Origin of the sequence: Methylocella sp. CPCC 101449 (genome assembly GCF_031921685.1) — a bacterium.
Taxonomy (GTDB): domain Bacteria; phylum Pseudomonadota; class Alphaproteobacteria; order Rhizobiales; family Beijerinckiaceae; genus Terripilifer.
This window is the reverse complement of the sequence record NZ_JAPDHU010000003.1, coordinates 86,313-109,372: the sequence shown is the minus strand read 5'-3', so window position 1 is coordinate 109,372 and position 23,060 is coordinate 86,313. Positions and strand designations below refer to the sequence as shown.

Genomic DNA, 23,060 nt, shown 5'->3' with positions numbered 1-23,060 from the left:
CTCAGGCCTCCTGTACGGTCATAATGATGTTGCGGTAGGCATCGACCCGCGCGGTGTGCCCCGGAAAGAGTACCGTGGTGCAATCGAGCTGGTCGATGATGGCAGGGCCTATGAAGTTGGCGCCGACATCGAGCTTCTCGCGCTGGTAGACCGGGCAATCGACGATTTTTCCGTCGAATTGCGCCTTGCGCGTTTCGCGCAGCGCGTCCGCGAGTTTCGTGCCGCTCGGCGCAAACTTCGGGATTTTCACGGGTGGTACGAGGCCGACGCCGCGCAGGCGGTAAGAGACGATTTCGACTGGCTCGTCGGGCGCGGTGTGGCCGAAGCTCTCCTTGTGTAACCTGTCAAAGTGCTGGCGCAGCGCCTTGATGGCGCCAGGCTTGAGAACGGCGTCACAAGGCACAGTGATCTCGTAGCCCTGGCCGGCGTAACGCATATCGAGTGCTGGCTCGATGCAGGTTTGTGGCTCAGCAAAATGTTCGGCGGCAAGATCTTCGCGCGCCTGTCGGGCGAGATCGTCGAAAATCGTGTTGATCTGGCTTTCCGTCACATCGGCGAGTGGCGAGAGACGCGAGCGGATGTAATCGTGCTTCACGTCTGACATGACGAGACCCATGGCGGAATAAACACCCGGGAATGGCGGCACGATAACGCCAGCCATGCCGAGATCCGCGGCGATGCGGCCTGCATGTAGCGGCCCAGCGCCGCCAAAGGCGAGCAGCATGAAGTCGCGCAGATCGTGGCCGCGCATAGTGGAGATTGCCTTGATGGCCTCTTGCATCTTGACGTTGATGATACGCACAATGCCTTCGGCGGCTTTGGGCGCATCCATGTCGAGTTGCTTCGCCACATGGGTTTCGACCGCCAGATGCGCTCGGACGCGGTCGAGCGTCATCTGACCACCCAAGAAATTGTCGGGCGAGAGATAGCCCAGCACGAGATTGCAATCGGTGATCGTCGGCTGCTCGCCACCGCGCCCGTAGCAGGCGGGTCCGGGCTGCGCGCCGGCGCTTTCGGGACCGACCTCGAGCGTGCCGAACCGGTCGACGCGGGCCAGCGTGCCGCCGCCAGCCGAGACCGTATTGATGTCGATCATCGGCAAAGCGATGTCGCGGCCTTCGATCTTGCCGCGGTTGCTGAGCGAAGGTTCACCGTCTTTGATGAGGGCTACGTCGCAGGACGTGCCGCCCATGTCGAAAGTGATGAGGTTCAAAAATCCCGTCGTGCGACAGGCCTGCATGCTGGCCGTGACGCCGCCCGCCGGGCCTGAGAGCACGGTGGCAACGGCCTTTTTTGCCGTTGCTGTAAAGGTCGACATGCCGCCATTGGACTGCATGATGTATTTCTGCGGCGTCGCAACGCCGACGCCGCTGAGGCGGCGATCGAGATTGGCGATATAGCGCGCAAGGATCGGCTGCAGATAAGCATTGATGACGGTCGTCGACAGGCGATAATATTCCCGGATCTGCGGCACGATCTCGCTCGACAACGAGACGCTGCAACCCGGAATTTCCTCCTCGATGATGGCACGTACACGCGCTTCGTGGTCGGGTCGCAGGAAGGAGAACAAGAGGCAGACGGCGATCGATTCAACGCCGCTCTTGCCGAGGCGCCGCGCTTCCGTCCGGATCTGCGCCTCATCGAGCGGGATGAGCATTTCGCCGTTAGAAGCGATCCGCTCACGCACCTCACCGGTCTGGCTCGCCGGTGCGAGCAGAGCGGGCTTGTCGTACATGATGTCGAAGATGGTTGGCCCGTGCGGACGCGACTGTTCCTGCACCTCGTAAATGCCGCGGAATCCTTGCGTGACGAGAAGACCAGTACGCACGCCTTTGCCTTCGAGTAGCGCGTTGGTGCCGACCGTGGTGCCGTGGCAGAAATAGCGGATGTCGATTGGCAAGACGCCTTTTTCGATCAGCTGCTCGATGCCGGCGAGAATGGCTCTGGATGGGTCGTCGGGGGTAGAGGGAATCTTGGCGACCGTGATTTCGTCGGTGTCTTCGTCGAGATATACGAAATCCGAGAACGTGCCGCCCGTATCGACGGTGACCCGATAGCGCCCCATTGACGATTCCGCCCTTTCGTTCTTTTCGGGCAGCAGCCTAAACGGGCGAAAGGGTCAGGTAAATAATAGTGTTTGTGTATCTGAGTTTAACTTCTGCTTAATCTCGCCGGCCGTTGTTTCTGTGCCAGAACTTCGATCAGTTCGTTCGCGTGCGGCGTGTGCGACGCGCCCTTGCGATAGACGACGCCAAATTCGAGCGCGCCTGTGCGAGGACCAAGTTCCACCGCCTGTACATGGGCCGAGCGCAAGTGCTCGATGCAGAGCGTGTGAACGATGGCGCTGCCGACACCGGCTTCAACGAAAGCGGCAGCGGTGGCGCAGGTCGGCGCTTCGAGCAGCATGGAGACGCGGCGAAGCGTCGGGCCCAGCCGGCTCTCGATCATGCGGCGCGTTGCAGTCGTCGCCGGGGGCACGATGAGCCGCTGGCCGGCGAGATCGGCGAGGCCCGGCTTGCGGTGCGGCGGAAAACTCTTCGGGTGATAGGCCAAAGAGAGGCCGGTCTGGACCACGCTCTCGCGTACCAACCGCCTGGGCAGAGGGGGAAAAATGCCGAGGGCGATATCAATCTCGTCCTTGTCGAGCGCTACGAGGGCGTCAGCCGATTTATAGACGCGCAGACTCACTTCGATCGATGGGTAGCGGTTGAGAAAGTCGCGAATGCGCGGTGCGAAAAACCAGGCGTGATCACTGCCGACCGACAGGACGAGGCGCCCCTCAGGCGTGCCCCGCGACAGATTGGCGATGGCTTGCTCGGCCCGCGCGAAGATCGCGTCGACCTCGGTAAGGACGCGTTCGCCGGAGGGTGTGAGCACGAGACGGTTCGGCAGGCGTTCGAAAAGTGCGAAACCCAGATCGCTCTCGAGTTTGCGAATCTTGCCGGAGATCGCAGGGATTGACTGTTTGAGCCGCGCGGCAGCCAGCCTGAGACTGCCCTGCCGTGCCACTAAATGGAAGGCGCGCAGGCGTTTCAGATCGAGTGTGTCGATATTGAGCATGGCTGCAAGTGTTAGCACATAACGCAGCCGAATTGACCTACGAAAGGCCGATTTCCCTGATCGTGCGCCACTGGCTTTTCCTACATTGCGGTTGAGCGAGTTGACGCCAAGGACGGGGCCGATCATGATCGGGCCAAAATACAATTCTGGGAGGAATTGATGTCGCTCGTCTTTCATCGCATTGCCGCGATGGTTTTTTTCGTTGCGATGAGCTTGGGTTTTGCGCGCGCGCAGAGCGTCGAGAGCTTCTATAAAAACAAGCAACTCACCATACTCGTCTATGCTGGCGCCGGCTCACCCTATGATGTTTATGCACGCCTGCTCGCCAAGTATCTGCCCGAATATCTGCCTGGAAAGCCGGCGATCATCATCCAGTATATGGTTGGTGCCGGCGGTTTGAAGGTCGTCGACTATATGAATCGTATCGCACCGCGCGATGGTTCTCTGATCGGGACGATTGGCCGTGGTTTGCCGTTCGAACCCATGTTGGGTGCTCGTGACGTCAACTGGGATCCGCTGCAGTTTACCTGGATCGGAAGCATGAACAGCGAGGCTTCGCTCGCCATGGCGTGGAATACAGCGCCGGTGAAAACGCTCGACGATCTGAAGAAAACGGAGCTGATCGTGCCGGGCACCGGCGTGGGTGCGGATTCGGAAATCATTCCACGCGCTATCAACACGCTGGCGGGTACCAAGTTCAAGATCATCTCCGGATACAAGGATACAAACGCTGCTGCGCTCGCCATGGAATCGGGAGAGCTTGCCGGCATTGCCTATTGGGCCGTCAGCGCGCTCATGGTGGTGCATCCCGATTGGGTTCGTGACAAGAAGATCAACATTCTGTTCCAGACGGGAAAAACGGACATTTCTTTCCTGCCAGGGCTGCCGAAAATCAGGGATTCGGTGACCGATCCCATCGACAAAAAGGCGCTGGATTTTCTGTTGGCGCGCGAGATCATCGGGCGCCCGTTTGTCGCGCCGCCTGGCTTGCCGGCCGATCGCGTCAAGGCGCTGCGTCAGGCCTTCGTCGATTCCATGCGTGACCCTGAGCTCAAGAAAGATGCCGAGCGTGCCCGCATGGGCATTGATCTCGTCACTGGCGAGGAAGTTGATGCGCTTTTGAAGGACGCTGCCAATTCACCGCCGGACGTGCTCGATCGCGTCAAGCAAGCGCTCGGTCGCTGAACACGACCGGGGTCTGTCATCAGGTGGCTGCTACGGTTTTCATCTGAACCATACTCGCTTGAAAGAGACGATGTTCGTTCAACGAAGTAGGTATCATCTCCGAGCAAATCATTGGTTGCAGGTTTTGGTTTCCTTGACGGGCGCGAATTTTCTCTTCATTGGGAAACCACGCGCCAGCGGAGGCCTCGACGCCGCCGCGGCCACACCCAATACATAAGGAGGATTTCATGCCGCATGACGGACCCGAACATTGGCATGAACCGACCACAGGGCAGAATGCCGGCTTTGGCAAATTCACCCGTCCGCCGATGCCTTATGACAAATTCATGGAAGGTGAGGGCATTCCGGTCTATCGCGACATCGGCGTGCGCACGGTACTCGACTTGCCGCTTGCACCGTGGAAGCGCCTCGGCGGCCGTGGTAGCTACATTCAGCTCTTCGGTACCGAAGGGCTTTGGGGGCAATATGTCGTGGAAGTGCCGCCGGGAGGTGCGCTGAACGCGGAAAAGCATCTCTACGAGAAAGTGGTTTTCGTCGTCGAAGGGCGCGGTACCACGGAAGTGTGGCGCAGCGGGCCGAACAAGCAAGTGTTCGAATGGCAAAAGGGTTCGCTGTTCTCCATTCCGCTCAATGCCAATCACCGCTTCGTCAACGCTACCAATACGCCGGCGCTGCTGCTCTGCGGTACGACCGCGCCGAACATGATGAACCTTCTCGACAATCAACGCTTCATCTTCGAATGCGATTACGAATTCAGCGATCGTTATTCGGGCGCTGCCGACTATTTCAAGTCAAACGAAGACGTGTTGCCGGATCCGGTACGCGGCCTTGCCATGCGTCGCACGAATTTCGTGCCGGATCTGATCAATACGGAACTGCCGCTCGATAACCGCCGCTCCCCAGGATATCGCAGGGTCGAGCCGCATATGACGGGCAATCGCTTCTATCTGTGGGTCGGCCAACATGAGACGGGGCGTTATTCCAAGGCACATAAGCACATGTCGGCGGCAGTTCTGCTCTGCCTGAAGGGCAGGGGGTATACCTACACCTGGCCGGCCGAGCTTGGCATGCACCCCTGGGAGGACGGTTTCGCCGACAAGGTGAAGCGGCAGGAATACGAATATGGCGGGCTCGTTTCCGCCGCGCCCATGTCAGGGGACTGGTTCCACCAGCATTTCGGCATTGGCGCCGAGCCGTTGCGCGTCAGTGCCTGGCACGGACCCAATAACCAGCGGTCGCGCAAGCCAGGCCTGCCAGGCGAAAAGGTGATGGATTATGGCGCAATCGATCTGAAGAAGGGTGGCAGTGCCATTCCCTATAGCGACGAGGATCCGCATTTACGCCAGGAGTTCGAAGCGCGCTTGCGCGAGGAAGGCTTGAGCAGCCGGATGAAGCCCGAATTTTATACCGATGCTTCGGCAGCCGATGCGGTCGGCAACATCATGTAGACTGCGCGTGCTCACTATCACGTTATGGAAGTTCAATAATCGTGGGATCAATCGTCCCCAATCTTTGAGCTCCAGTAGCGGTAATGACGACTGAATCGCCCCACACGACATCGGGGTGGTCGTCACGAATGACTACAGGTTTGATGATAAACGAGGCATTTTCCTCCAGGGGCCATCCAGGGGCCATCGCAAAACCGTCCTACAGCTGAACGCGCGCTATCCGGCGCTTGCGAATTCCATCGCCCGCGATTGCACCGCAGCCGAATTGAAAGCCGCGACATTGCTTCTGACGAAATTGTCCGAGCGGCTGGACGACGAAATTTAAAACTCCGGTTGCGCGGTAAGAAGCCGCCATCGCCATCGATGGTCCATCGGACCATAGTCAGTAGTGACTGCTGGAGAGTGTAGCGAGCCTTGCGACAATGCAGATGATCGCGGCGATCTCGCTTGACGGTGTTTGTTGCGCTCAGCGTACCGCTTCGAGGTTGTTGCACATCGTGCGTAGCAGGCGGACCAGCGTTGCACGCTCATCCTGCGACATGCCCTTGGCAAGCTGTTCCTCGTGTCGCTTGGAGCGTGCGATGAGTTCTTGCACGACCCGCTGTCCGTCGGCGGTCAGCTCGACCACCTTGACGCGTCGGTCCCCTGGCGACCCGCCTCGTCTCACCAAGCCGTCTTGCTCAAGTCGGTCGATGATCGCGACCAAAGTCGATCGGCTGAGCGAGATTGCTTCCGCGAGGCGGCTCTGTGGCTGTTTGGGGTGGGAGCCGATGATCGCCAGCAGGCCGAGATAGCGCGGCGCGATGCCATATCGGTCGAGACTGCCCTCGAAAGTCCGGTATGAGGCGATCTGGGCCAAGCGCAACTGATATCCAATGGAATCCTCCACGTCGCTCGATATCAGCTTGGCGGCGTCCGAAGCCGTCTCCATTCGCTCACTCCTTGATCAACTACTCGGCCCGACCGCCTGGACCGATCGCTTGGGCCAACCGCTTGACACGGCACCCAAGGACAATATAGTTCGGATACCAAACAATATGTATTCCGAACAAAATGACTTACTCCGGCGGTAGCCGTAGGGTCAATTGTTCCCACGGCGCAACTCATAGTTGGATCGGGTGAGGATGACGAGCAGCGAAGCGCAAATCGCGCCACTTCGGGAGGATCGAGAAGGCAGCCCTGCCGAGGCGCCCGTGGTCCTCGTCGCGCGCGAGGGGGCCGTTGCGATCGTCACGCTGAACCGGCCGGCTGCCCGCAACGCGATGTCTCCGCAGATGATGTGCCGGATGGCTGATGTCTTCGACGAGTTGGCTGCGGATTCACAGGTTCGGTCCATTGTTCTGACGGGCAGCGGCGATCGCGCCTTCTGCAGCGGCGGAGATCTCAACCTGACATTGCCGTTGCTGACCGGAGCCCGCGCGCCGAGCAGCGAATGGGATCGCCGGCTGATGCAGGATGCGACCATTCTGGATCGCTCCAGCCTGAGGACGGAACGTTTCGACAAGCCGGTCATCGCGGCGGTCAATGGAGCCTGTCTGGCAGGCGGTTTCGAAATACTTCTTGCGACCGATATCCGGATCGCGGCCGAACATGCGACCTTCGGCCTGCCGGAAGTCCGTCATGGACTGATCCCGTTTGCGGGGGCGCTCGTGCGGCTGCCGCGCCAAATTCCCTATTGTACGGCCATGCAGTTGATGCTGACGGGGGAACCGATAAATGCGCCGACGGCTCTGCGTCTCGGCCTCGTCAATACCGTCCTGCCGGCTGCCGAAGTCCTTCCTCATGCGGTCGCGATGGCGCGGCGGATCGCCGACAATGGCGCGGTGGCCGTGCAGCGGCTCAAGCGCACCGTGCAGGCAGCGAGTGGGGTGACGCTGACGGAAGGCTTCGCACTCGAGGACGAAAGCCGTCAGGCCGTCATGGCGACGGTGGATGCTCGTGAAGGCCCGCTCGCATTTATCGAGAAGCGTGCGCCTCGCTTCATCGGGAGGTAGGGATGAGGCTTACCGGTAAGGTCGCACTCGTCACCGGGGCCGGTCGTGGCCTTGGGTTGGCCTATGCCCGCCATCTCGCAGCGGCAGGCGCGGCGATTGTCGTCAACGATGCCGATCAGGAGATGGCTGAGGCCGCGGCGAAGGCCATCATCGCCGAAGGTGGCAAGGCTGCGGTTGAAGCGGTACCCGTCGGCGATGCGACCGCCGCGCAACGTTGCGTCGATCGTGCAGTCACTTCATTCGGCCGGCTCGATATCGTCGTCACCAATGCGGGCGTCCTGCGGGACAAGGTTCTCTGGAACATGTCGGACGATGAGTTCGACGCCGTCGTCACGACCCATCTGAGAGGCACCTTTACCGTCGCGCGCGCGGCGGTGCGCCAGATGCGGGCGCAAAGCCAAGGCGGCCGCCTCATCCTGGTTTCGTCGGTCGCTGGGCAACGTGGCAATTTCGGCCAAACCAATTACGCCGCCGCCAAAGCTGGCATCGCTGCGTTGGCGCGCACATGGGCGATGGAATGCGCGCGTTCCGAGATCACCGTCAATGCCATCCTTCCCATCGCGCTCACGCGGATGGTTGCCACCATTCCTGGTCTTGAAACGCATGTCGCGGCGGTCGAGAGGGGCGAAGCCGTTCCTGCGGCCTTGCGAACTGCGGGCTTGGGCACGATTGACGATGTCGCTCCGCTCGTCGTGTTTCTCGCGTCGGATGCTGCGGCCGGTGTGACTGGCCAGTGCATCGGAATTGGCGGTGACAGGCTCGCGCTCTGGCACCATCCGCGAGAGAAGATCGTCACGCATCGCTCGGGCGGCTGGAGCGCCGAGGCGATCGCGGAGGCATGGCAGGGCGCGTTTGATGGTGCGCTTGAAGATTATGGCGTGGAGCAGCCGCAGTGACCCGCGCCATCCAATCTCTGGCCGATATCAGAGCGATCGAGGCGGGCGGGCTCGACGCTTTCCTGACTTCGCCCAGTCCGTACGCGCTTCTGCGCCGTGCCGCGAAGCTCTGGCCGGAGGCTTGTGCGATCCACTATCTGCCGAGTGACGGCAAGCCGGACCAGCGTGTCAGTTTCGCTGCGCTATTCGATCGCGTGAATCGTGCGGCAGCGCTCTTCCGGCGGCTGGGAGGTGGATCAGACGTTGCCGTCGCGGTGATCATGCCGCACACGCTGCATACCCAAGTCGCACTCTGGGGCGCGGAGGCGGCAGGGCGTGCCTGTCCGATCAATCCGATGCTGCAGACCGATCATCTGGTTGCTTTGCTGCGCGCTTCAGGTACGAAGATCGCGGTGGTGCTCGGCGCCAACGCCGAGGTCGATGTCTGGGATCGTGCCTCACAGGCCGTGCGGGCAGCCGGCAACGACATTGTGCTGCTCGATGCGGACGGCGATGGGCTATCGCCGGGATCGGATGGAAGCTTCGAAGCTTTGCTCGATCGCGAGCCCGGTGAGGTGCTGGCTGATCCGTTGCCCGATGCGGTTGCTTCGGTCTATCCCACCGGCGGCACGACAGGCGCGCCGAAACTGACCGTTCATACCCATGCCAATGAAGCTTTCGTCGCCATGGCGGCGGCGCATATGTACGGCCTTTCTCCCGGCGAGGTGATGCTGAATGGCTTTCCGCTGTTCCATGTCGCGGGCGCCTTCGTCTACGGCCTATCGAGCGTTGCGGCGGGCGCGACACAGCTTGTTCCAGGGCGGCTGGGCATGCGCAACCGGCCATTCGTCGGGACATTATGGCATGAAGTGGAACGCCATCGCATCACTGTGTTGGGTGCGGTGCCGACCGTGCTCAGCACTCTCGTGACGCAACCGATCGGCGATGCGGATATTGGCAGCTTGCGCGTGGCGCTGACCGGCGGCTCGCTGCTGCCGACGGATCTGGCCGAACGGTTCGAGGCTCACTCTGGCGTGCCTGTCCGAAACATCTTCGGCATGACCGAATGTTCCGGCATGCTTTCAGCCGAACCTGTGGCGGGGCCGCGCACGCCTGGATCGACAGGTCTGCCTCTGCCTTTCACGGAAGTCCGCGTCCTTAGCTCGGATGGCGGCGAACCGTGTCAGAGCGGCGAGGCGGGTCTGATCGTCACGCGTGGGCCTCATGTCTCGCCCGGCTATCTCGATCCGGCGCTCGGGCGCACGACTTTTTTGGCCGATGGATGGCTGGCTACCGGCGATATCGGTTTCCAGGATGAGGATGGGCGCCTGTTCCTGACCGGTCGTGCCAAGGACGTGATCATTCGCGGCGGACACAATATCGATCCGGCGGCGATTGAGGACGCTCTTATCGGACATCCCGCGGTTTCCATCGCGGCGGCAGTGGGGCAACCAGACCGCTATGCCGGCGAGCTGCCTGTCGCTTTCGTTGTGCTTGAGACAGATGCGACGACCAGCGAGGAGGCGCTTCTCGCCTTCATCGCGGAAGCCGTTCCCGAACCGGCCGCACGGCCGAAACGGATATGGATCCTAGATGCCATGCCGCTGACGCCCGTCGGCAAGATATTCAAGCCAGCATTGCGCGCCGAAGCCGCCCGGCATGCGGTCACCGCGGCTCTCGCGGCACTTCCTGCGCTGCCCCACGATTTGACCGTAAGCGTTGCAGCCACAGGGAGCGTGGTCGTCAGTGTCGCGAATCTTCCTTCCGCTGATGAAGCGCAATTGCGTGCGGCGCTGACCGGGATGCCAGTCGATATCCGATGTTCGCCTGCATGAATGCGCGATGAGGCGGTGACCGGCAAGGGTGGGAAACAACGACGGAGGGTAAGACGCATGATTGAACTTGAGAAGAAGAGCGCGGGTTTGCAGATGCGCCCGACACGTCGCACGGTTCTGCGAGCCGCCGGTGCGGGAACGGGCGCCGCTTTGCTCGGCGGTTCAGTTCTTGCCCAGGGCATCTCGAACCGTCCTATCACGATCATCGTACCCTTCGGCCCGGGCACCGCCCCGGATACGCTCGCGCGACGCATGGGAGAGTCGTTCCAGCAGCGTTGGAAACAGCCCTTTGTGATCGAAAATCGTTCAGGCGCCAGCGGCACAGTCGGGACGACGACGGTCGCCCGTGCGCAGCCGGACGGGCATACACTGATGATCAGCCCCAGCACGCTCGCCATGAGCCCAAGCCTTTACCGCGACCTGGCTTACGATCCCGTCAAAAGCTTCGAGCCTGTGACGCAACTCGTAACGATTGGTTTTGGCTTGCTGCTGCATCGATCTGCCGGCCAGGATGTGGCGAGCTTCGTACAGAAGGCGAAAGAGCAGCCCGGTGGGTTGTTCTATGGTTCACCGGGCAAAGGCACCCCGCATCATCTGGCGATGGAGCTATTCAAGCAAAGAGCCGGGATCGATGTGACGCATTTTCCAGCAACAAGTTTCGCTGGCGCCTATACCGAATTGTTGGCGGGTCGTTTGAGCGCCATGTTCACCACCATCACGATCGCTAAGGCATTGCCGACGGACGGCTCGGTCAAACTCGTTGGCGTGGCCAGCGCCGCCCGATTGCCCTCCGTGCCCGATGTGCCGACATTCACGGAGCTGGGCTTCCGCGGCGTGGAGGTCGTCGACTGGTACGCGATGTTCGCGCCCGCCGGCACGCCCAAGCCAGTGGTCAATCAACTCAATGCGTCCGCCAATGAGATCTTGCAGGCGCCCGATGTGAAGGCGTGGTTCGATATCCAGGGGATGGTGCCGGCGGGCGGCACGTCAGACCAGTTGCGTAGCCTCGTGGCGTCCGACATTACGCGTTGGGGGCAGGTGATCCGCGACGCTGGAATCAAGCCAGAATAGCATTCCGTATTTCGCGAGGTCAGGATGTCGCGCCTACTCATCGATACGCATCACCACATCCTGCCTCCGCATTATGTCGCGGAGGTCGGTGCCCATCCCATCGGCTCACAAGGCGTATCGGGGCGAGTGCCGGATTGGAGCCTCGATGGTGCTCTCGCACTGATGGACGAAGCAGGCATTTCGACCGCCGTAACCTCTATCTCGGCGCCTGGGCTTGGTGGTCTCACAGGAGCCGCTGCCACAAGTCTCGCACGCTGGTGTAACGAATTCGCGGCCACGATGATCCGCGAACGGCCGACCCGCTTTGGCATGTTCTCTTGCTTACCGATGGACGATCTCGATGCCGCCCTGGCCGAGGCCGCCTATACCGATGATATTCTTCAGGCGGATGGGATCTGCCTGATGTCCCACTATGATGGCGCCTATCTCGGAGAACGTCGCTTCCATCCTCTCTACGAGGAACTCGATCGACGCTGCGCGGTGGTCTTCGTTCATCCGACCACGCCCGTGCATCCAGTCCTCGTTGCCGGATTATCCGCCTCCATGCTTGAATTTCCTTTCGATACCACGCGCACCATCGCTTCGCTCGTCTTCGGCGGGGTGCTGCGGTCCTATCCGAATATTCGTTGGATCTTTTCTCACGCCGGTGGGGCGATGCCCTATCTCTCCGGCCGGCTGGAAACGGTGTCGAAAGTCAATCCGGGCTTGCGCGAACACATCCCGGACGGCTTGCCGCAAGCGCTACGCTCGGTCTATTTCGACTGCGCTTTGTCGGCCAATCCGGTTCATTTTGCCGCGCTGCGCGCATTGGTGGACGATAGCCAAATCCTGTTTGGCACCGATTATCCTTTCGGTCCGAAACGGCAGATGATGGAGACCGTGGGCGATTTGGCGAGCCTGAACCTGCCATCTGAAGCGGTGACGGCGATCGAATCAGCCAATGCGCTACGGCTGTTTCCCCGCCTCGAAAGGCGGCTCCGCGCCTGAGACTGCGGCGTTCGAATGGGGCATCGGCCGGCTCCCATAATTTACTCAAGGCCGACAATCGGCTTTATTCATGGACGAGATGAGCGGTCATGGGGCCTAGTTGCATCGGCCGCAAAGACTGATAACGGATCGTGGATGAGCGAGGCCGAGACATGAGAACAGCCACCACCAGGTCCGATCTACAGGTCCGCGACTTCATATTGGCCGCAATCCGCTCTGGCACCTATGGGTTGAACAGCAAACTGCCGACGGAGCGGGCCCTCTCCGAGCAGCTTGGCGTGCCGCGTTCCGCGGTCCGTGATGCGTTGGCTGTTCTTGAGAGCGACGGCGCTATTGAACGTGTTATCGGCAGCGGCACCTATGTGCGTGAAGAAGCAACGTCGTCTTTGAAGTCCGGCGGGGTCTCTCCGCTTGACGCGAGCCCAGCGGAAATCATGCAGGCGCGTCTCATGGTGGAGCCGCAGCTTGCACAACTTGCGGCGATCAATGCCAATCAGGAGGACTTTGCCCGCTTCGACGAATGCATTCGGGAAGGGGATGCCGCTGATACGTTCGAAGCCTTCGAGCATTGGGATGCGGCATTGCATGATGCGATCGCACGTGCGAGCCACAATCGGCTTGTCATCGAGATCTACGCGATGATCACCAGGGCGCGCGATCTTGCCGAATGGGGCGAATTGAAACGCAAAAGCCTGAGCGTCGAACGCCGCGATCAATATCGGCGCGAACACCATGCGATTGTTGCAGCGCTCAAGGGCCGCAACACTCAGCAGGCGGAAGCCGCTCTCTTGGTTCATCTCGAGCACGTGCGGCAAAATCTACTGGGGCGATAATCGCGATATTGGTGCACCAATCTATGATTGGTTGACAGCTTTGCATTTCATCCGGTACCGCTTCTGCAGTACACATTTTGGATGTTCGCCCCATGAAGCTTGTCACCTTTTGCCTGAAATCTGAAAATAAGAAGCAAAAACAGAAAATTGGTATCCTTTTGGGCGAGGAGGTCGTTGATCTTTCGGCCGTCGATGGCGCGCCGTCGTCTATGGCGTCCTGCTGTGCCTTGGGTGCGGAGGCCAAAAAGCGTCTAGAGGCTTGGCAGGCGGGTGCACCCCGTCTCGCGATTGACGATGTGGAACTCCTGGCTCCCTTTCCTCGCCCGGCGCGCAACATTTTCTGCGTCGGCAAGAACTATCACGAGCACGCCAAGGAATTTGCGAACAGCGGTTTTGATGCGACCGCCAAGGAGATCGTGCCGGAAGCCCCTGTTGTCTTTACCAAGCCGCCGTCTTCGGTGATTGGCCCCGGCATGGCCGTGCCGGGCTTTCTCGATCCGACAGCTTCGGTGGATTACGAGGGGGAGCTTGCCGTGGTGATCGGCGAAGGGGGCCGGGGCATTTCTTGCGACGCCGCGATGAACCATGTTTTCGGCTACACCATTGTCAACGACGTGACATCGCGTCATCTCCAGCAAAAGCACCGGCAGTGGGTTCTGGGTAAGGGGATCGATGGTTTCTGCCCGATGGGGCCGGCTGTCCTGACGGCCGACGAAGTGCCTGATCCACGCGCTTTGCATTTGCGCACATGGGTCAATGGCGAGCTTCGCCAGGACGCGATGGTCGCTGATTTGATTTTCGACATTCCGACGCTGATCGCAACGATCTCTGCCTACATCACTCTGGAACCAGGGGACATCATAGCGACAGGTACGCCTGTCGGCGTCGGGATCGGCTTCAAGCCACCGAAATTTCTCGGAAGCGGGGATGTCGTCCGCATCGAGGTTGCTGGCATCGGAGTTCTGGAAAACACGATCGCCTGATCAATAACAACTACGTTTAGGGAGGAGACGTCATGTTGTTCAAGCGCATTCTACTTCTGGGCTTTGCATCGCTGCTGCTTTGCGTTGGTGCTAAGGCCCAGACATATCCCAATCGGCCGGTCAGGATTATTGTGCCCTTTGGCCCAGGCGGTCCGGCCGATATTTTCGCTCGTCTGCTCGGTCAGAAATTGTCCGAACAGCTCAAGCAGCCCTTCGTCGTGGAGAATAAACCCGGCGCCGGTGCGGTCATCGGCACCGTCGAGGTCGCGCGTGCCGAGCCAGATGGCTATACGCTGCTGCTGATGTCGAACACACATACGGCCAACGAAACGTTGGTGTCGAAAAAGGGCTACACCCTCCTGAAGGATTTGGCACCGATCGCGCCGATTAACGCTGCCGATCTCGTTATCGTCATCAACCCCAATGTTAGGGCAAAAAACCTCTCGGAGTTTATCGCACTGGCGAAATCGAAACCGAAAGAGTTGAATTATGCCTCGTCGGGAGTCGGCACGCCCTATCACTTGGCGGCTGAAAACTTCAAAGCCATGAGCGGTACAGACCTCGTCCATGTGCCCCATCGCGGCAGTGGCGAAGCCCGGACCAGCGTGATCGCGGGTCACGTGCAGATGATGATCGACTCGGTCACCACGATGGTGCCGACCGTTGTGGGCGGTCAGATGCGTGCATTGGCGGTCACGGGCAAAGCGCGTTCGGCGTTGCTTCCGGATGTTCCCACCGCTGAGGAGGCGGGGCTGAAAGGATATGAGGCTACGATCTGGCTCGGTCTGATGGCGCCCGCAGCCACGCCGCGGCCGATCATCGATTTGTTGAACAGCGAGGTCCGCAAGGTTCAAGCCCAGCCCGAGATGAAAGAACTCTATGCCAAACAGGGCACCGTCGCCCTTGAGATGAGTCCTGACGAATTCGGCGAATATATCAAAGCAGATATCGCGAAATGGGCGAAGGTGATCGAAACCGCCCGGATCAAGGTGGATTGACCTTTGTCCGACAAGCCGTCGCAGAACCCTGCTCGCGAAAGCCATGGGCTGATCGTCAACGGTCAGTCCTACACTTTCGATGATGCATCACAGGCGAACCTGCTGGATCTGTTGCGCAACCGGCTCGGACTCATGGCCAGCCGTTTCGGTTGTGGTGAGGGCTTGTGCGGCGCTTGCCGTGTTCTTGTCGACGGTCAACCAATGCCGGCTTGTGACACGCCTCTGTGGTCTATCGCTGGCCGTGCGGTGACAACAGTCGAAGGGCTGGGTACGGTTTCGCAGCCTCATCCTATCCAAACCGCGCTGATCGCCGAACAGGCCATGCAGTGCGGCTATTGCATATCGGGTATTATTGTCAGTGCGGCGGCGTTGCTCCAAAAGAACGCCGATCCGGATGAGGCCGAAATCCGCGCCGCGCTCGATCCCAATCTTTGCCGGTGCGGCGCGCACAATCGGATGGTGCGCGCCGTGATGAGAGCCGCGGCCGCCATTCGTTCCGCCAACGAGACGCCATGACCAGCCCGCTTGAACGATCGTTGCCGGCGAGCTTGCGCGCCACACCGATGCTGGATCGTTGGCTCAACGTGTCGGCCGATGGACATGTCGTTTTGACCCCCGGAAAGGTCGAAATTGGCCAAGGCATTCTGACCGTGCTCGTCCAGATCTGTGCCGACGAGCTCGATATCGATCCACACCGTGTGCAGCTGCAGGCCGCCGGAACCGAACACAGCCCCAATGAGGGCGTAACCTCGGGCAGTCTTTCCGTGCAGGATTGTGGGATGTCGGTGCGCCATGTCGCGGCCCAAACCCGGCAGTTGTTTCTTGCCGAGGCCGCACGTCAACTTGACGTATCCGTGGATGAACTCTCGGTCGAGGATGGAATCATCTGCGGCCCCGGCAATCTTTCCACCAGCTACTGGGAGCTTGCAGCGCAAATCGATCTGGCGCGGCCGGCCGACCCGGAGATTGCATCCAAGACGATCGGGACCCGACGGCTGGCAGGGCGTTCCTTGCCGCGTGTCGATGTCGCCGGCAAGGCATTTGGAACGCGTCCCTATATTCATGATATTGTTCTACCGGGCATGTTGCATGGTCGCGTATTGCGGGCACCAAGGCCCGGAGCGAAGCTGGCGGCCTTGGCGGAATTTGACTGCGCGGGAGCGAGACTGGTTCGCGATGGCAGTTTCATTGGCGTGATTTGCGACAGCGAGGCGGCGGCGGACGCCGCGCTGCGGCGTCTCGAGGCGGCAGCGAACTGGGTGGGTGGCTATGACATGCCCGACCTCCACGATCTGACCGGTTGGTTGAAACGGCAGCCTGCTGAGACCTCTCTCGTCGCCGAACGGAACACGGTTGATCCCGAGCCAACACTTTCGTTACGCCGCAGCTACTTCAAACCCTATCTGGCCCACGCTTCGATCGCGCCATCTTGCGCAATCGCCCAGTGGCGCGGCGAGACCTTGCACGTGATCAGCCACACGCAGGGCATATTCAATCTTCGTTCCGATCTCGCGATCGTCCTTGGTGCCGCCGAAGAAAAAATCTTGGTGCAGCATGCCGACAGCGCAGGGTGCTATGGGCACAATGGCGCTGATGATGTTGCCCTCGACGCGGCCCTGCTTGCCCGCGCGGTTCCGGGGCATCCCGTGCGCGTGCGCTGGTCCCGCGCCGATGAGCTTGCCGCGTCGCCGCTCGGTGCCGCGATGGCAATCGATGTCGGAGCCCAGGTCAGCGCGGCAGGCGAGATTCAACATTGGCACCATGAGATCTGGAGCAATGGCTACGTCGCGCGACCTGGCCGAGGCGATACGCCGGCGTTGCTGGCTGCATTCGATCTGGCGCAACCTTTTCCGCTCTATATCGCGCAAGACCCTCCACTTGCGGGCGGCGGAGGCGCGCAGCGCAATGCCGTACCCCTCTATGAATTTCCCAGCTGGCGCATCGTCAAACACCGATTGTTGACGATGCCATTGCGCACGTCGTCGATACGAGCCCTTGGTGCGTTCGGGAATGTCTTCGCGATCGAATCCTTTCTCGATGAACTTGCCATCGAACTTGATCAAGACCCTCTTGCATTGCGGTTGCGTTATCTGGCGGACGAGCGCGCGTGCGCCGTTCTCGAACGGGTCGCAGCGATGGCCGATTGGGGCAAGTCTGTTGTTTCCGATGGCCGTGGCCGGGGCCTTGCCTTCGCCCGCTACAAAAATTCTAGTGCTTACTGCGCTGTGGTGGCGGAGGTCGACGTCAATGAAGAGCCGCGTGCCTGTCAACTTTGGATCGCCGTTGATGTGGGAGAAACGATCAATCCGGATGGCGTGATTAACCAGATCGAGGGCGGCGCGATCCAGGCGACGAGCTGGAGCCTGAAAGAGCAGGTGACCTACGATGAGCAGGGCGTGACGAGCCGTTCATGGGAAAGCTATCCGATCCTGCGCTTTTCCGAGATACCGGCCGTTTCGGTGGAGATCATCGATCGGCCCGAGCTTCCGGCTGTCGGTGCGGGTGAAGCGGCGCAGGGGCCGGTTGCGGCCGCACTCGCCAACGCCATCTACAATGCGCTTGGCGTTCGCGTCCGAAAACTTCCTCTAACGCGTGAACACATCATCGAGGCCATGGAATAAACGATGCCGAGTATCAACATTCTCAGCGGCGGCGCCGCGCAGGCGCTTGTGCGGGTGATCGAGCCGGAGTTTCGACGGCAAACCGGGTTCGACATTCAAGGCGAGTTCGGTGCTGTTGGGATGATGCGCGCTAAACTGGCCGATGGTTATCCCGCCGATCTTGTGATCTTGACCGCGGCCATCCTCGCCGACCTCGCGAAAAGCGGTGCTGTCTTATCCGATACGATCGCCGATATTGGCGATGTCGAAACCGCGATCGCCGTGCGCGAGGGCGATCCTTCACCCGCCATCGCGGATGGGGAGAGCTTGCGGTCGACCCTGCTTGCCGCCGACGCGATCTTTTTTCCCGATCCAAAGACGGCGACCGCTGGCATTCATTTCGCTGATGTCATCGATAAACTCGGTATCGCCGAGGCCGTGAATGCCCGCCTGCGTCCATTTCCCAATGGCGCGACGGCGATGGCGGCCATGGCCAAAGCCTCCGAGCGGAGCGTGATCGGCTGCACTCAAGTCACGGAGATCAAGGCGACGCCCGGCACGAAACTGGTTGCCATCCTGCCGCCGGGCTTCGGATTGACGACGCGCTATACGGGGGGCGTTGTGAAAGGCGCCGCCGCATCGGAGGCGTCACGTCATCTCCTCGATCTATTGAGCTCGGACGAAGCCGCCGATGCGCGTAAGCAGGCTGGATTCGTCTAGTCCGAAGCGCATCGATTCTGGTTGCGCCAGAGGCTTCTCATGCAATCTCTAGGCACAGGTATTTGATCTCGACATAGTCCTCGATGCCATATTTCGAGCCTTCCCGGCCTTGTCCGGATTGCTTGATGCCGCCGAAAGGCGCCAGCTCGGTGGAAATCAATCCGGTGTTGATGCCGACCATGCCGTATTCGAGCGCTTCGGCCACGCGGAACACGCGGGAAAGATCCTTGGCGTAGAAATAGGAGGCAAGGCCGAACTCCGTATTGTTGGCCATTTCGATGACGTCTTCCTCGGTCTCGAATTTGAACAGCGGCGCGACCGGGCCAAACGTTTCCTCTCGCGCGACCCTCATTTCACGGGTCACGCCCGTCAGCACTGTCGGCTGAAAGAACAATCCGCCATGCACATCGGGCTTTCCGCCGATGGCGACCGTTGCGCCTTTTGAGATGGCATCGGAGATATGCGCTTCGACCTTCTTCAAGGCCTTGCTATCGATCAAGGGGCCGGCATTGACGCCGTTCTCGAAGCCATCGCCCACTTTCAGTGTCGAGACTTTGGCTGTCAGTTTCCGGGCAAAGGCCTCGTAGACGCCGGCCTGCACGTAAATGCGATTGGCGCAAACGCAGGTCTGTCCGTTGTTGCGATATTTCGAGATCATCGCGCCTTCGACGGCGGCATCGAGATCGGCATCGTCGAACACGATGAAGGGGGCATTGCCGCCAAGCTCCAGCCCCAGCTTCATGATCTGGTCGGCGCCTTGCCGCATCAGAATGCGTCCGACGTCCGTCGATCCGGTAAAGGTCAGTTTGCGAACGCGATGATTTTCGGTGAACTCCTTGCCGATCGAAGAGGAGTCCGTCGACAAGATGATGTTGAAGATGCCGGCCGGCACGCCAGCCCGTTCGGCCAGCACGGCAAGCGCCAGTGCGGAAAGGGGCGTCTCGGCGGCAGGCTTGGAAATCATGGCGCAGCCTGCGGCCAAAGCGGGGGCCATTTTGCGGGCCAGCATGGCGTTTGGGAAATTCCATGGCGTTATGGCGGCCACGACGCCAATCGGCTGCTTGATGACGATGATGCGCTTGTCGGGCTGATGGCCTGGGATCGTATCGCCGTAGACACGCTTGGCCTCCTCGGCGAACCACTCGACATATGATGCGCCGTAGAGGATTTCGCCTTTCGCTTCCGCCAGCGGCTTGCCCATTTCCATCGTCAGGATGGTGGCGAGATCGTCAGCATTCTCGATCATCAAATCGTAGAGCTTGCGCAGGATCGCGGCGCGTTCCTTGCCCGTCTTCTTGGCCCACACTTTCTGCGCGCCATAGGCGGCATCGATGGCGCGCTGGGTTTCCGCGCGATTCATGTCGGGCAAAGTCGCAATCATTTCGCCTGTGGCTGGATTGTCGACATTGAAGGTTTTGCCACTGTCGCTTGCGTCGAGCCAGGCGCCTCCGATCAACGCCTTGTCGGTTGCGAGGGAAGGGGCCTGCAATTTTGCGAGAAGCGTTTCGGATATTGCCAAGATGGGAGACCCTTTTCTCTGAAGAAAGCCGTAGCGCTCGACCGGCTGCCGGCATCGAGCTGTTTATCTTTGTATTATGGTATACCATCATTCAAAAAATGGACTGTCAAGGGACGAAGGTTGGCGAGAGAAGAGGCCAGAGCCGGTTGTCGGGTGATTAATGCGAGGCTTGTGCCCCTGTTAGCGCCGCAAGAGGCATCCGACATTCATGGGTACAGGGCGGAGGCGGCACGATGTGATCGACTCGGCCGGCAGCTCCTGTGATGGATTCGAGGAATCGGTCGTCGTCCAAACGGCTGGAAAAGGGTGGTCTGGTCGTTTTCTCGGACGCGTGAGCCGAAATTCACAGGCGTGCGTCGTATTCTTGCGGCCAAGTTTCGCCTGCGGCCGTGGGGGTAGTGTCGTTTAGAGGATTATTGCGATGTTTTTTTGAAAATCCGTGTTGACACTTCGACGAGGCTCCACCTATAAGCAGCACACCGACGGCGACGCCGCTTCCAAGCGGCTGCCGGAACTCGGTTTCTTCGAGCTTCTCGAGGCGTACATCATCTGAATGGATCGGCCAGGTAGGTCGGGGCATTCAGGGCGATAGCGGTTCTTCTGCTATTAGGTGTAAGTCTTTGATGCGGTTGCTGTTTGACAATTGAATCGGAAGAAAGAGAGACGTGGACGGCGGATGTCCTTGCGGATGTTCCTGGCAACAGGAATGTCGATGAGACACTCTGACGGTCACGTTCTTCTAAGTACACCGTTCGCAGTCGTGAGACGCGGACAAGTGCTTGGAACTCGTCAAGTAATGTTGACAGTGACCAGTCGGGATAAAATCTCAATACAACTTGAGAGTTTGATCCTGGCTCAGAACGAACGCTGGCGGCAGGCCTAACACATGCAAGTCGAACGCTGTAGCAATACAGAGTGGCAGACGGGTGAGTAACACGTGGGAATATACCCTTTGGTTCGGAACAACTCAGGGAAACTTGAGCTAATACCGGATAAGCGCGAGAGCGGAAAGATTTATCGCCGAAGGATTAGCCCGCGTCTGATTAGCTAGTTGGTGAGGTAATGGCTCACCAAGGCGACGATCAGTAGCTGGTCTGAGAGGATGATCAGCCACATTGGGACTGAGACACGGCCCAAACTCCTACGGGAGGCAGCAGTGGGGAATATTGGACAATGGGCGCAAGCCTGATCCAGCCATGCCGCGTGAGTGATGACGGCCTTAGGGTTGTAAAGCTCTTTTACCTGGGAAGATAATGACGGTACCAGGAGAATAAGCCCCGGCTAACTTCGTGCCAGCAGCCGCGGTAATACGAAGGGGGCTAGCGTTGTTCGGAATCACTGGGCGTAAAGCGCACGTAGGCGGATCTTTAAGTCAGGGGTGAAATCCCAGAGCTCAACTCTGGAACTGCCTTTGATACTGGGGATCTTGAGTCCGGAAGAGGTAAGTGGAACTGCGAGTGTAGAGGTGAAATTCGTAGATATTCGCAAGAACACCAGTGGCGAAGGCGGCTTACTGGTCCGGAACTGACGCTGAGGTGCGAAAGCGTGGGGAGCAAACAGGATTAGATACCCTGGTAGTCCACGCCGTAAACGATGGATGCTAGCCGTTAGGCAGCTTGCTGCTTAGTGGCGCAGCTAACGCTTTAAGCATCCCGCCTGGGGAGTACGGTCGCAAGATTAAAACTCAAAGGAATTGACGGGGGCCCGCACAAGCGGTGGAGCATGTGGTTTAATTCGAAGCAACGCGCAGAACCTTACCAGCTTTTGACATGTCCTGGACGGATACCAGAGATGGTTTCTTCTCTTCGGAGCCGGGAACACAGGTGCTGCATGGCTGTCGTCAGCTCGTGTCGTGAGATGTTGGGTTAAGTCCCGCAACGAGCGCAACCCTCGCCCTTAGTTGCCATCATTAAGTTGGGCACTCTAGGGGGACTGCCGGTGATAAGCCGGAGGAAGGTGGGGATGACGTCAAGTCCTCATGGCCCTTACAGGCTGGGCTACACACGTGCTACAATGGCGGTGACAGTGGGATGCGAAGGCGCGAGCCCTGGCAAATCTCAAAAAGCCGTCTCAGTTCGGATTGCACTCTGCAACTCGAGTGCATGAAGGTGGAATCGCTAGTAATCGCAGATCAGAACGCTGCGGTGAATACGTTCCCGGGCCTTGTACACACCGCCCGTCACACCATGGGAGTTGGTTCTACCCGAAGGCGTTTTCTTAACCGCAAGGAGAGAGACGACCACGGTAGGGTCAGCGACTGGGGTGAAGTCGTAACAAGGTAGCCGTAGGGGAACCTGCGGCTGGATCACCTCCTTTCTAAGGATGTTTCCTCAAGGTGGGCATTTTGCCTGTCTTATCGAAACTCTTCAGAACATAACGGTCAGTCAGACCGTATCATGCGGGACGCCGCCGTCTTCGTTTCTCTTTCTTCCTGGACGAGCCCGCCAAGGTTCCTGCATCCCGCGGGGAGTGGGGCGGTTCGGGCTTGTAGCTCAGTTGGTTAGAGCGCGCGCTTGATAAGCGTGAGGTCGGAGGTTCAAGTCCTCCCAGGCCCACCAATTAATTGCGCGTGACCATCATCGAGTTCGTTTGGCTCGGGGCCATAGCTCAGTTGGGAGAGCGCGTGCTTTGCAAGCATGAGGTCGTCGGTTCGATCCCGTCTGGCTCCACCAGATGGTTTGATCACCACGACTAGCTCCTGGTTCGTCCATAAACGTTTGCGGCATGCAGTGGCATGTTCGCTGAGAAGTTTTCTGACATCGTGAAGAGGAAATATATCCGGTTACCCGCAAGGGAAGCTGATCGAGAGCAATCTCGAGAGGTGGACTTGATGGGTAAGCATACCAGCAGCTGGTTCTTGTAACCGGCACGTGGGCGTAGCTTGACCGCAGCGCTCCCGGATATGTTTGAAGCAAAACTGGTCTTTTCTATCGTGATCCTGCTGAAGACCCT

Annotated in this window: 17 protein-coding genes, 2 tRNA genes and 1 rRNA gene; 16 read left to right on the top strand and 4 right to left on the bottom strand. The window is 59.6% G+C overall.

Translation table 11 applies throughout. From position 1 onward, the window contains the following. Nucleotide 1 precedes the first annotated feature (1 nt). Together OIM99_RS20670 and OIM99_RS20665 are read right to left on the bottom strand one after the other, a co-directional pair. Nucleotides 2-2,065 carry a hydantoinase/oxoprolinase family protein gene (locus OIM99_RS20670; RefSeq protein ID WP_311852377.1) on the bottom strand — a complete coding sequence of 688 codons (2,064 nt, stop codon included), beginning with the start codon at nt 2,063-2,065 and terminating at the stop codon, nt 2-4. A gap of 86 nt (nt 2,066-2,151) precedes the next feature. Beyond that, nucleotides 2,152-3,078 (bottom strand): LysR family transcriptional regulator, encoded by a 927-nt coding sequence (locus tag OIM99_RS20665; RefSeq protein ID WP_311852376.1) that lies wholly within the window; start codon nt 3,076-3,078, stop codon nt 2,152-2,154. Nucleotides 3,079-3,219: 141 nt separating this feature from the next. On the opposite strand from OIM99_RS20665, the gene OIM99_RS20660 reads away from it, so the two are divergent. Together OIM99_RS20660 and OIM99_RS20655 are read left to right on the top strand one after the other, a co-directional pair. Beyond that, nucleotides 3,220-4,245 carry a hypothetical protein gene (locus OIM99_RS20660; protein ID WP_311852375.1) on the top strand — a complete coding sequence of 342 codons (1,026 nt, stop codon included), beginning with the start codon at nt 3,220-3,222 and terminating at the stop codon, nt 4,243-4,245. Nucleotides 4,246-4,472: 227 nt separating this feature from the next. Further along, entirely contained in the window at nt 4,473-5,693 is a 1,221-nt protein-coding gene (locus OIM99_RS20655) for a cupin domain-containing protein (protein WP_311852374.1), read from the top strand. Between the two features lie 466 nt (nt 5,694-6,159). On the opposite strand, the gene OIM99_RS20650 is transcribed toward OIM99_RS20655, so the two are convergent. Further along, nucleotides 6,160-6,624 (bottom strand): MarR family transcriptional regulator, encoded by a 465-nt coding sequence (locus tag OIM99_RS20650; RefSeq protein WP_311852373.1) that lies wholly within the window; start codon nt 6,622-6,624, stop codon nt 6,160-6,162. 193 nt (nt 6,625-6,817) lie between these two features. Between OIM99_RS20650 and OIM99_RS20645 the strand changes: the two genes are divergently transcribed. The 11 genes from OIM99_RS20645 (at nt 6,818) to OIM99_RS20595 (ending at nt 18,589) form a co-directional block, all read left to right on the top strand. Continuing rightward, nucleotides 6,818-7,687, top strand: a complete 870-nt coding sequence (locus tag OIM99_RS20645; RefSeq protein WP_311852372.1) for an enoyl-CoA hydratase-related protein — start codon at nt 6,818-6,820, stop codon at nt 7,685-7,687. 2 nt (nt 7,688-7,689) lie between these two features. Further along, the gene (locus OIM99_RS20640) at nt 7,690-8,583 is read left to right on the top strand and encodes an SDR family NAD(P)-dependent oxidoreductase (protein ID WP_311852371.1); all 894 of its coding nucleotides are present in this window, start codon (nt 7,690-7,692) and stop codon (nt 8,581-8,583) included. Then, complete coding sequence (locus OIM99_RS20635) at nt 8,580-10,397, top strand: AMP-binding protein (RefSeq protein WP_311852370.1); 1,818 nt, start codon at nt 8,580-8,582, stop codon at nt 10,395-10,397. The genes OIM99_RS20640 and OIM99_RS20635 overlap by 4 nt, the downstream gene beginning before the upstream one ends. Beyond that, nucleotides 10,398-11,468 (top strand): tripartite tricarboxylate transporter substrate-binding protein, encoded by a 1,071-nt coding sequence (locus OIM99_RS20630; RefSeq protein ID WP_311852369.1) that lies wholly within the window; start codon nt 10,398-10,400, stop codon nt 11,466-11,468. A 24-nt stretch (nt 11,469-11,492) separates the two neighbouring features. Beyond that, on the top strand, nt 11,493-12,455 hold the full coding sequence (locus OIM99_RS20625) for an amidohydrolase family protein (RefSeq protein WP_311852368.1): 963 nt from the start codon (nt 11,493-11,495) through the stop codon (nt 12,453-12,455). 152 nt (nt 12,456-12,607) lie between these two features. Beyond that, nucleotides 12,608-13,288 (top strand): FCD domain-containing protein, encoded by a 681-nt coding sequence (locus OIM99_RS20620; protein ID WP_311852367.1) that lies wholly within the window; start codon nt 12,608-12,610, stop codon nt 13,286-13,288. A gap of 92 nt (nt 13,289-13,380) precedes the next feature. Then, nucleotides 13,381-14,271: a fumarylacetoacetate hydrolase family protein gene (locus OIM99_RS20615; RefSeq protein ID WP_311852366.1), complete on the top strand. Its 891-nt coding sequence runs from the start codon at nt 13,381-13,383 to the stop codon at nt 14,269-14,271. A 32-nt stretch (nt 14,272-14,303) separates the two neighbouring features. After that, entirely contained in the window at nt 14,304-15,269 is a 966-nt protein-coding gene (locus OIM99_RS20610) for a tripartite tricarboxylate transporter substrate binding protein (protein WP_311852365.1), read from the top strand. Between the two features lie 3 nt (nt 15,270-15,272). Continuing rightward, nucleotides 15,273-15,785: a (2Fe-2S)-binding protein gene (locus OIM99_RS20605; RefSeq protein WP_409371542.1), complete on the top strand. Its 513-nt coding sequence runs from the start codon at nt 15,273-15,275 to the stop codon at nt 15,783-15,785. Beyond that, nucleotides 15,782-17,890 (top strand): molybdopterin cofactor-binding domain-containing protein, encoded by a 2,109-nt coding sequence (locus tag OIM99_RS20600; protein ID WP_311852364.1) that lies wholly within the window; start codon nt 15,782-15,784, stop codon nt 17,888-17,890. The genes OIM99_RS20605 and OIM99_RS20600 overlap by 4 nt, the downstream gene beginning before the upstream one ends. Nucleotides 17,891-17,893: 3 nt before the next feature. After that, on the top strand, nt 17,894-18,589 hold the full coding sequence (locus tag OIM99_RS20595) for a substrate-binding domain-containing protein (RefSeq protein WP_311852363.1): 696 nt from the start codon (nt 17,894-17,896) through the stop codon (nt 18,587-18,589). 37 nt (nt 18,590-18,626) lie between these two features. On the opposite strand, the gene OIM99_RS20590 is transcribed toward OIM99_RS20595, so the two are convergent. Then, on the bottom strand, nt 18,627-20,108 hold the full coding sequence (locus OIM99_RS20590; protein WP_311852362.1) for an NAD-dependent succinate-semialdehyde dehydrogenase: 1,482 nt from the start codon (nt 20,106-20,108) through the stop codon (nt 18,627-18,629). An 832-nt stretch (nt 20,109-20,940) separates the two neighbouring features. Here OIM99_RS20590 and OIM99_RS20585 point away from each other — a divergent pair. From OIM99_RS20585 to OIM99_RS20575, 3 genes are all read left to right on the top strand, one after another. Further along, nucleotides 20,941-22,424 (top strand): 16S ribosomal RNA (locus OIM99_RS20585). 165 nt (nt 22,425-22,589) lie between these two features. Continuing rightward, nucleotides 22,590-22,666: transfer RNA gene (locus OIM99_RS20580), tRNA-Ile, on the top strand. 38 nt (nt 22,667-22,704) lie between these two features. Next, nucleotides 22,705-22,780, top strand: a tRNA-Ala gene (locus tag OIM99_RS20575). Nucleotides 22,781-23,060: the final 280 nt, after the last annotated feature.

What these genes read in the sequence shown, in the direction of transcription:
- OIM99_RS20670 (WP_311852377.1), bottom strand. Translation starts at nt 2,065, where the DNA reads ATGGGGCGCTATCGGGTCACCGTCGATACGGGCGGCACGTTCTCGGAT.
- OIM99_RS20660 (WP_311852375.1), top strand. Translation starts at nt 3,220, where the DNA reads ATGTCGCTCGTCTTTCATCGCATTGCCGCGATGGTTTTTTTCGTTGCG.
- OIM99_RS20655 (WP_311852374.1), top strand. Translation starts at nt 4,473, where the DNA reads ATGCCGCATGACGGACCCGAACATTGGCATGAACCGACCACAGGGCAG.
- OIM99_RS20650 (WP_311852373.1), bottom strand. Translation starts at nt 6,624, where the DNA reads ATGGAGACGGCTTCGGACGCCGCCAAGCTGATATCGAGCGACGTGGAG.
- OIM99_RS20645 (WP_311852372.1), top strand. Translation starts at nt 6,818, where the DNA reads ATGACGAGCAGCGAAGCGCAAATCGCGCCACTTCGGGAGGATCGAGAA.
- OIM99_RS20640 (WP_311852371.1), top strand. Translation starts at nt 7,690, where the DNA reads ATGAGGCTTACCGGTAAGGTCGCACTCGTCACCGGGGCCGGTCGTGGC.
- OIM99_RS20630 (WP_311852369.1), top strand. Translation starts at nt 10,398, where the DNA reads ATGCGCGATGAGGCGGTGACCGGCAAGGGTGGGAAACAACGACGGAGG.
- OIM99_RS20625 (WP_311852368.1), top strand. Translation starts at nt 11,493, where the DNA reads ATGTCGCGCCTACTCATCGATACGCATCACCACATCCTGCCTCCGCAT.
- OIM99_RS20620 (WP_311852367.1), top strand. Translation starts at nt 12,608, where the DNA reads ATGAGAACAGCCACCACCAGGTCCGATCTACAGGTCCGCGACTTCATA.
- OIM99_RS20615 (WP_311852366.1), top strand. Translation starts at nt 13,381, where the DNA reads ATGAAGCTTGTCACCTTTTGCCTGAAATCTGAAAATAAGAAGCAAAAA.
- OIM99_RS20610 (WP_311852365.1), top strand. Translation starts at nt 14,304, where the DNA reads ATGTTGTTCAAGCGCATTCTACTTCTGGGCTTTGCATCGCTGCTGCTT.
- OIM99_RS20600 (WP_311852364.1), top strand. Translation starts at nt 15,782, where the DNA reads ATGACCAGCCCGCTTGAACGATCGTTGCCGGCGAGCTTGCGCGCCACA.
- OIM99_RS20595 (WP_311852363.1), top strand. Translation starts at nt 17,894, where the DNA reads ATGCCGAGTATCAACATTCTCAGCGGCGGCGCCGCGCAGGCGCTTGTG.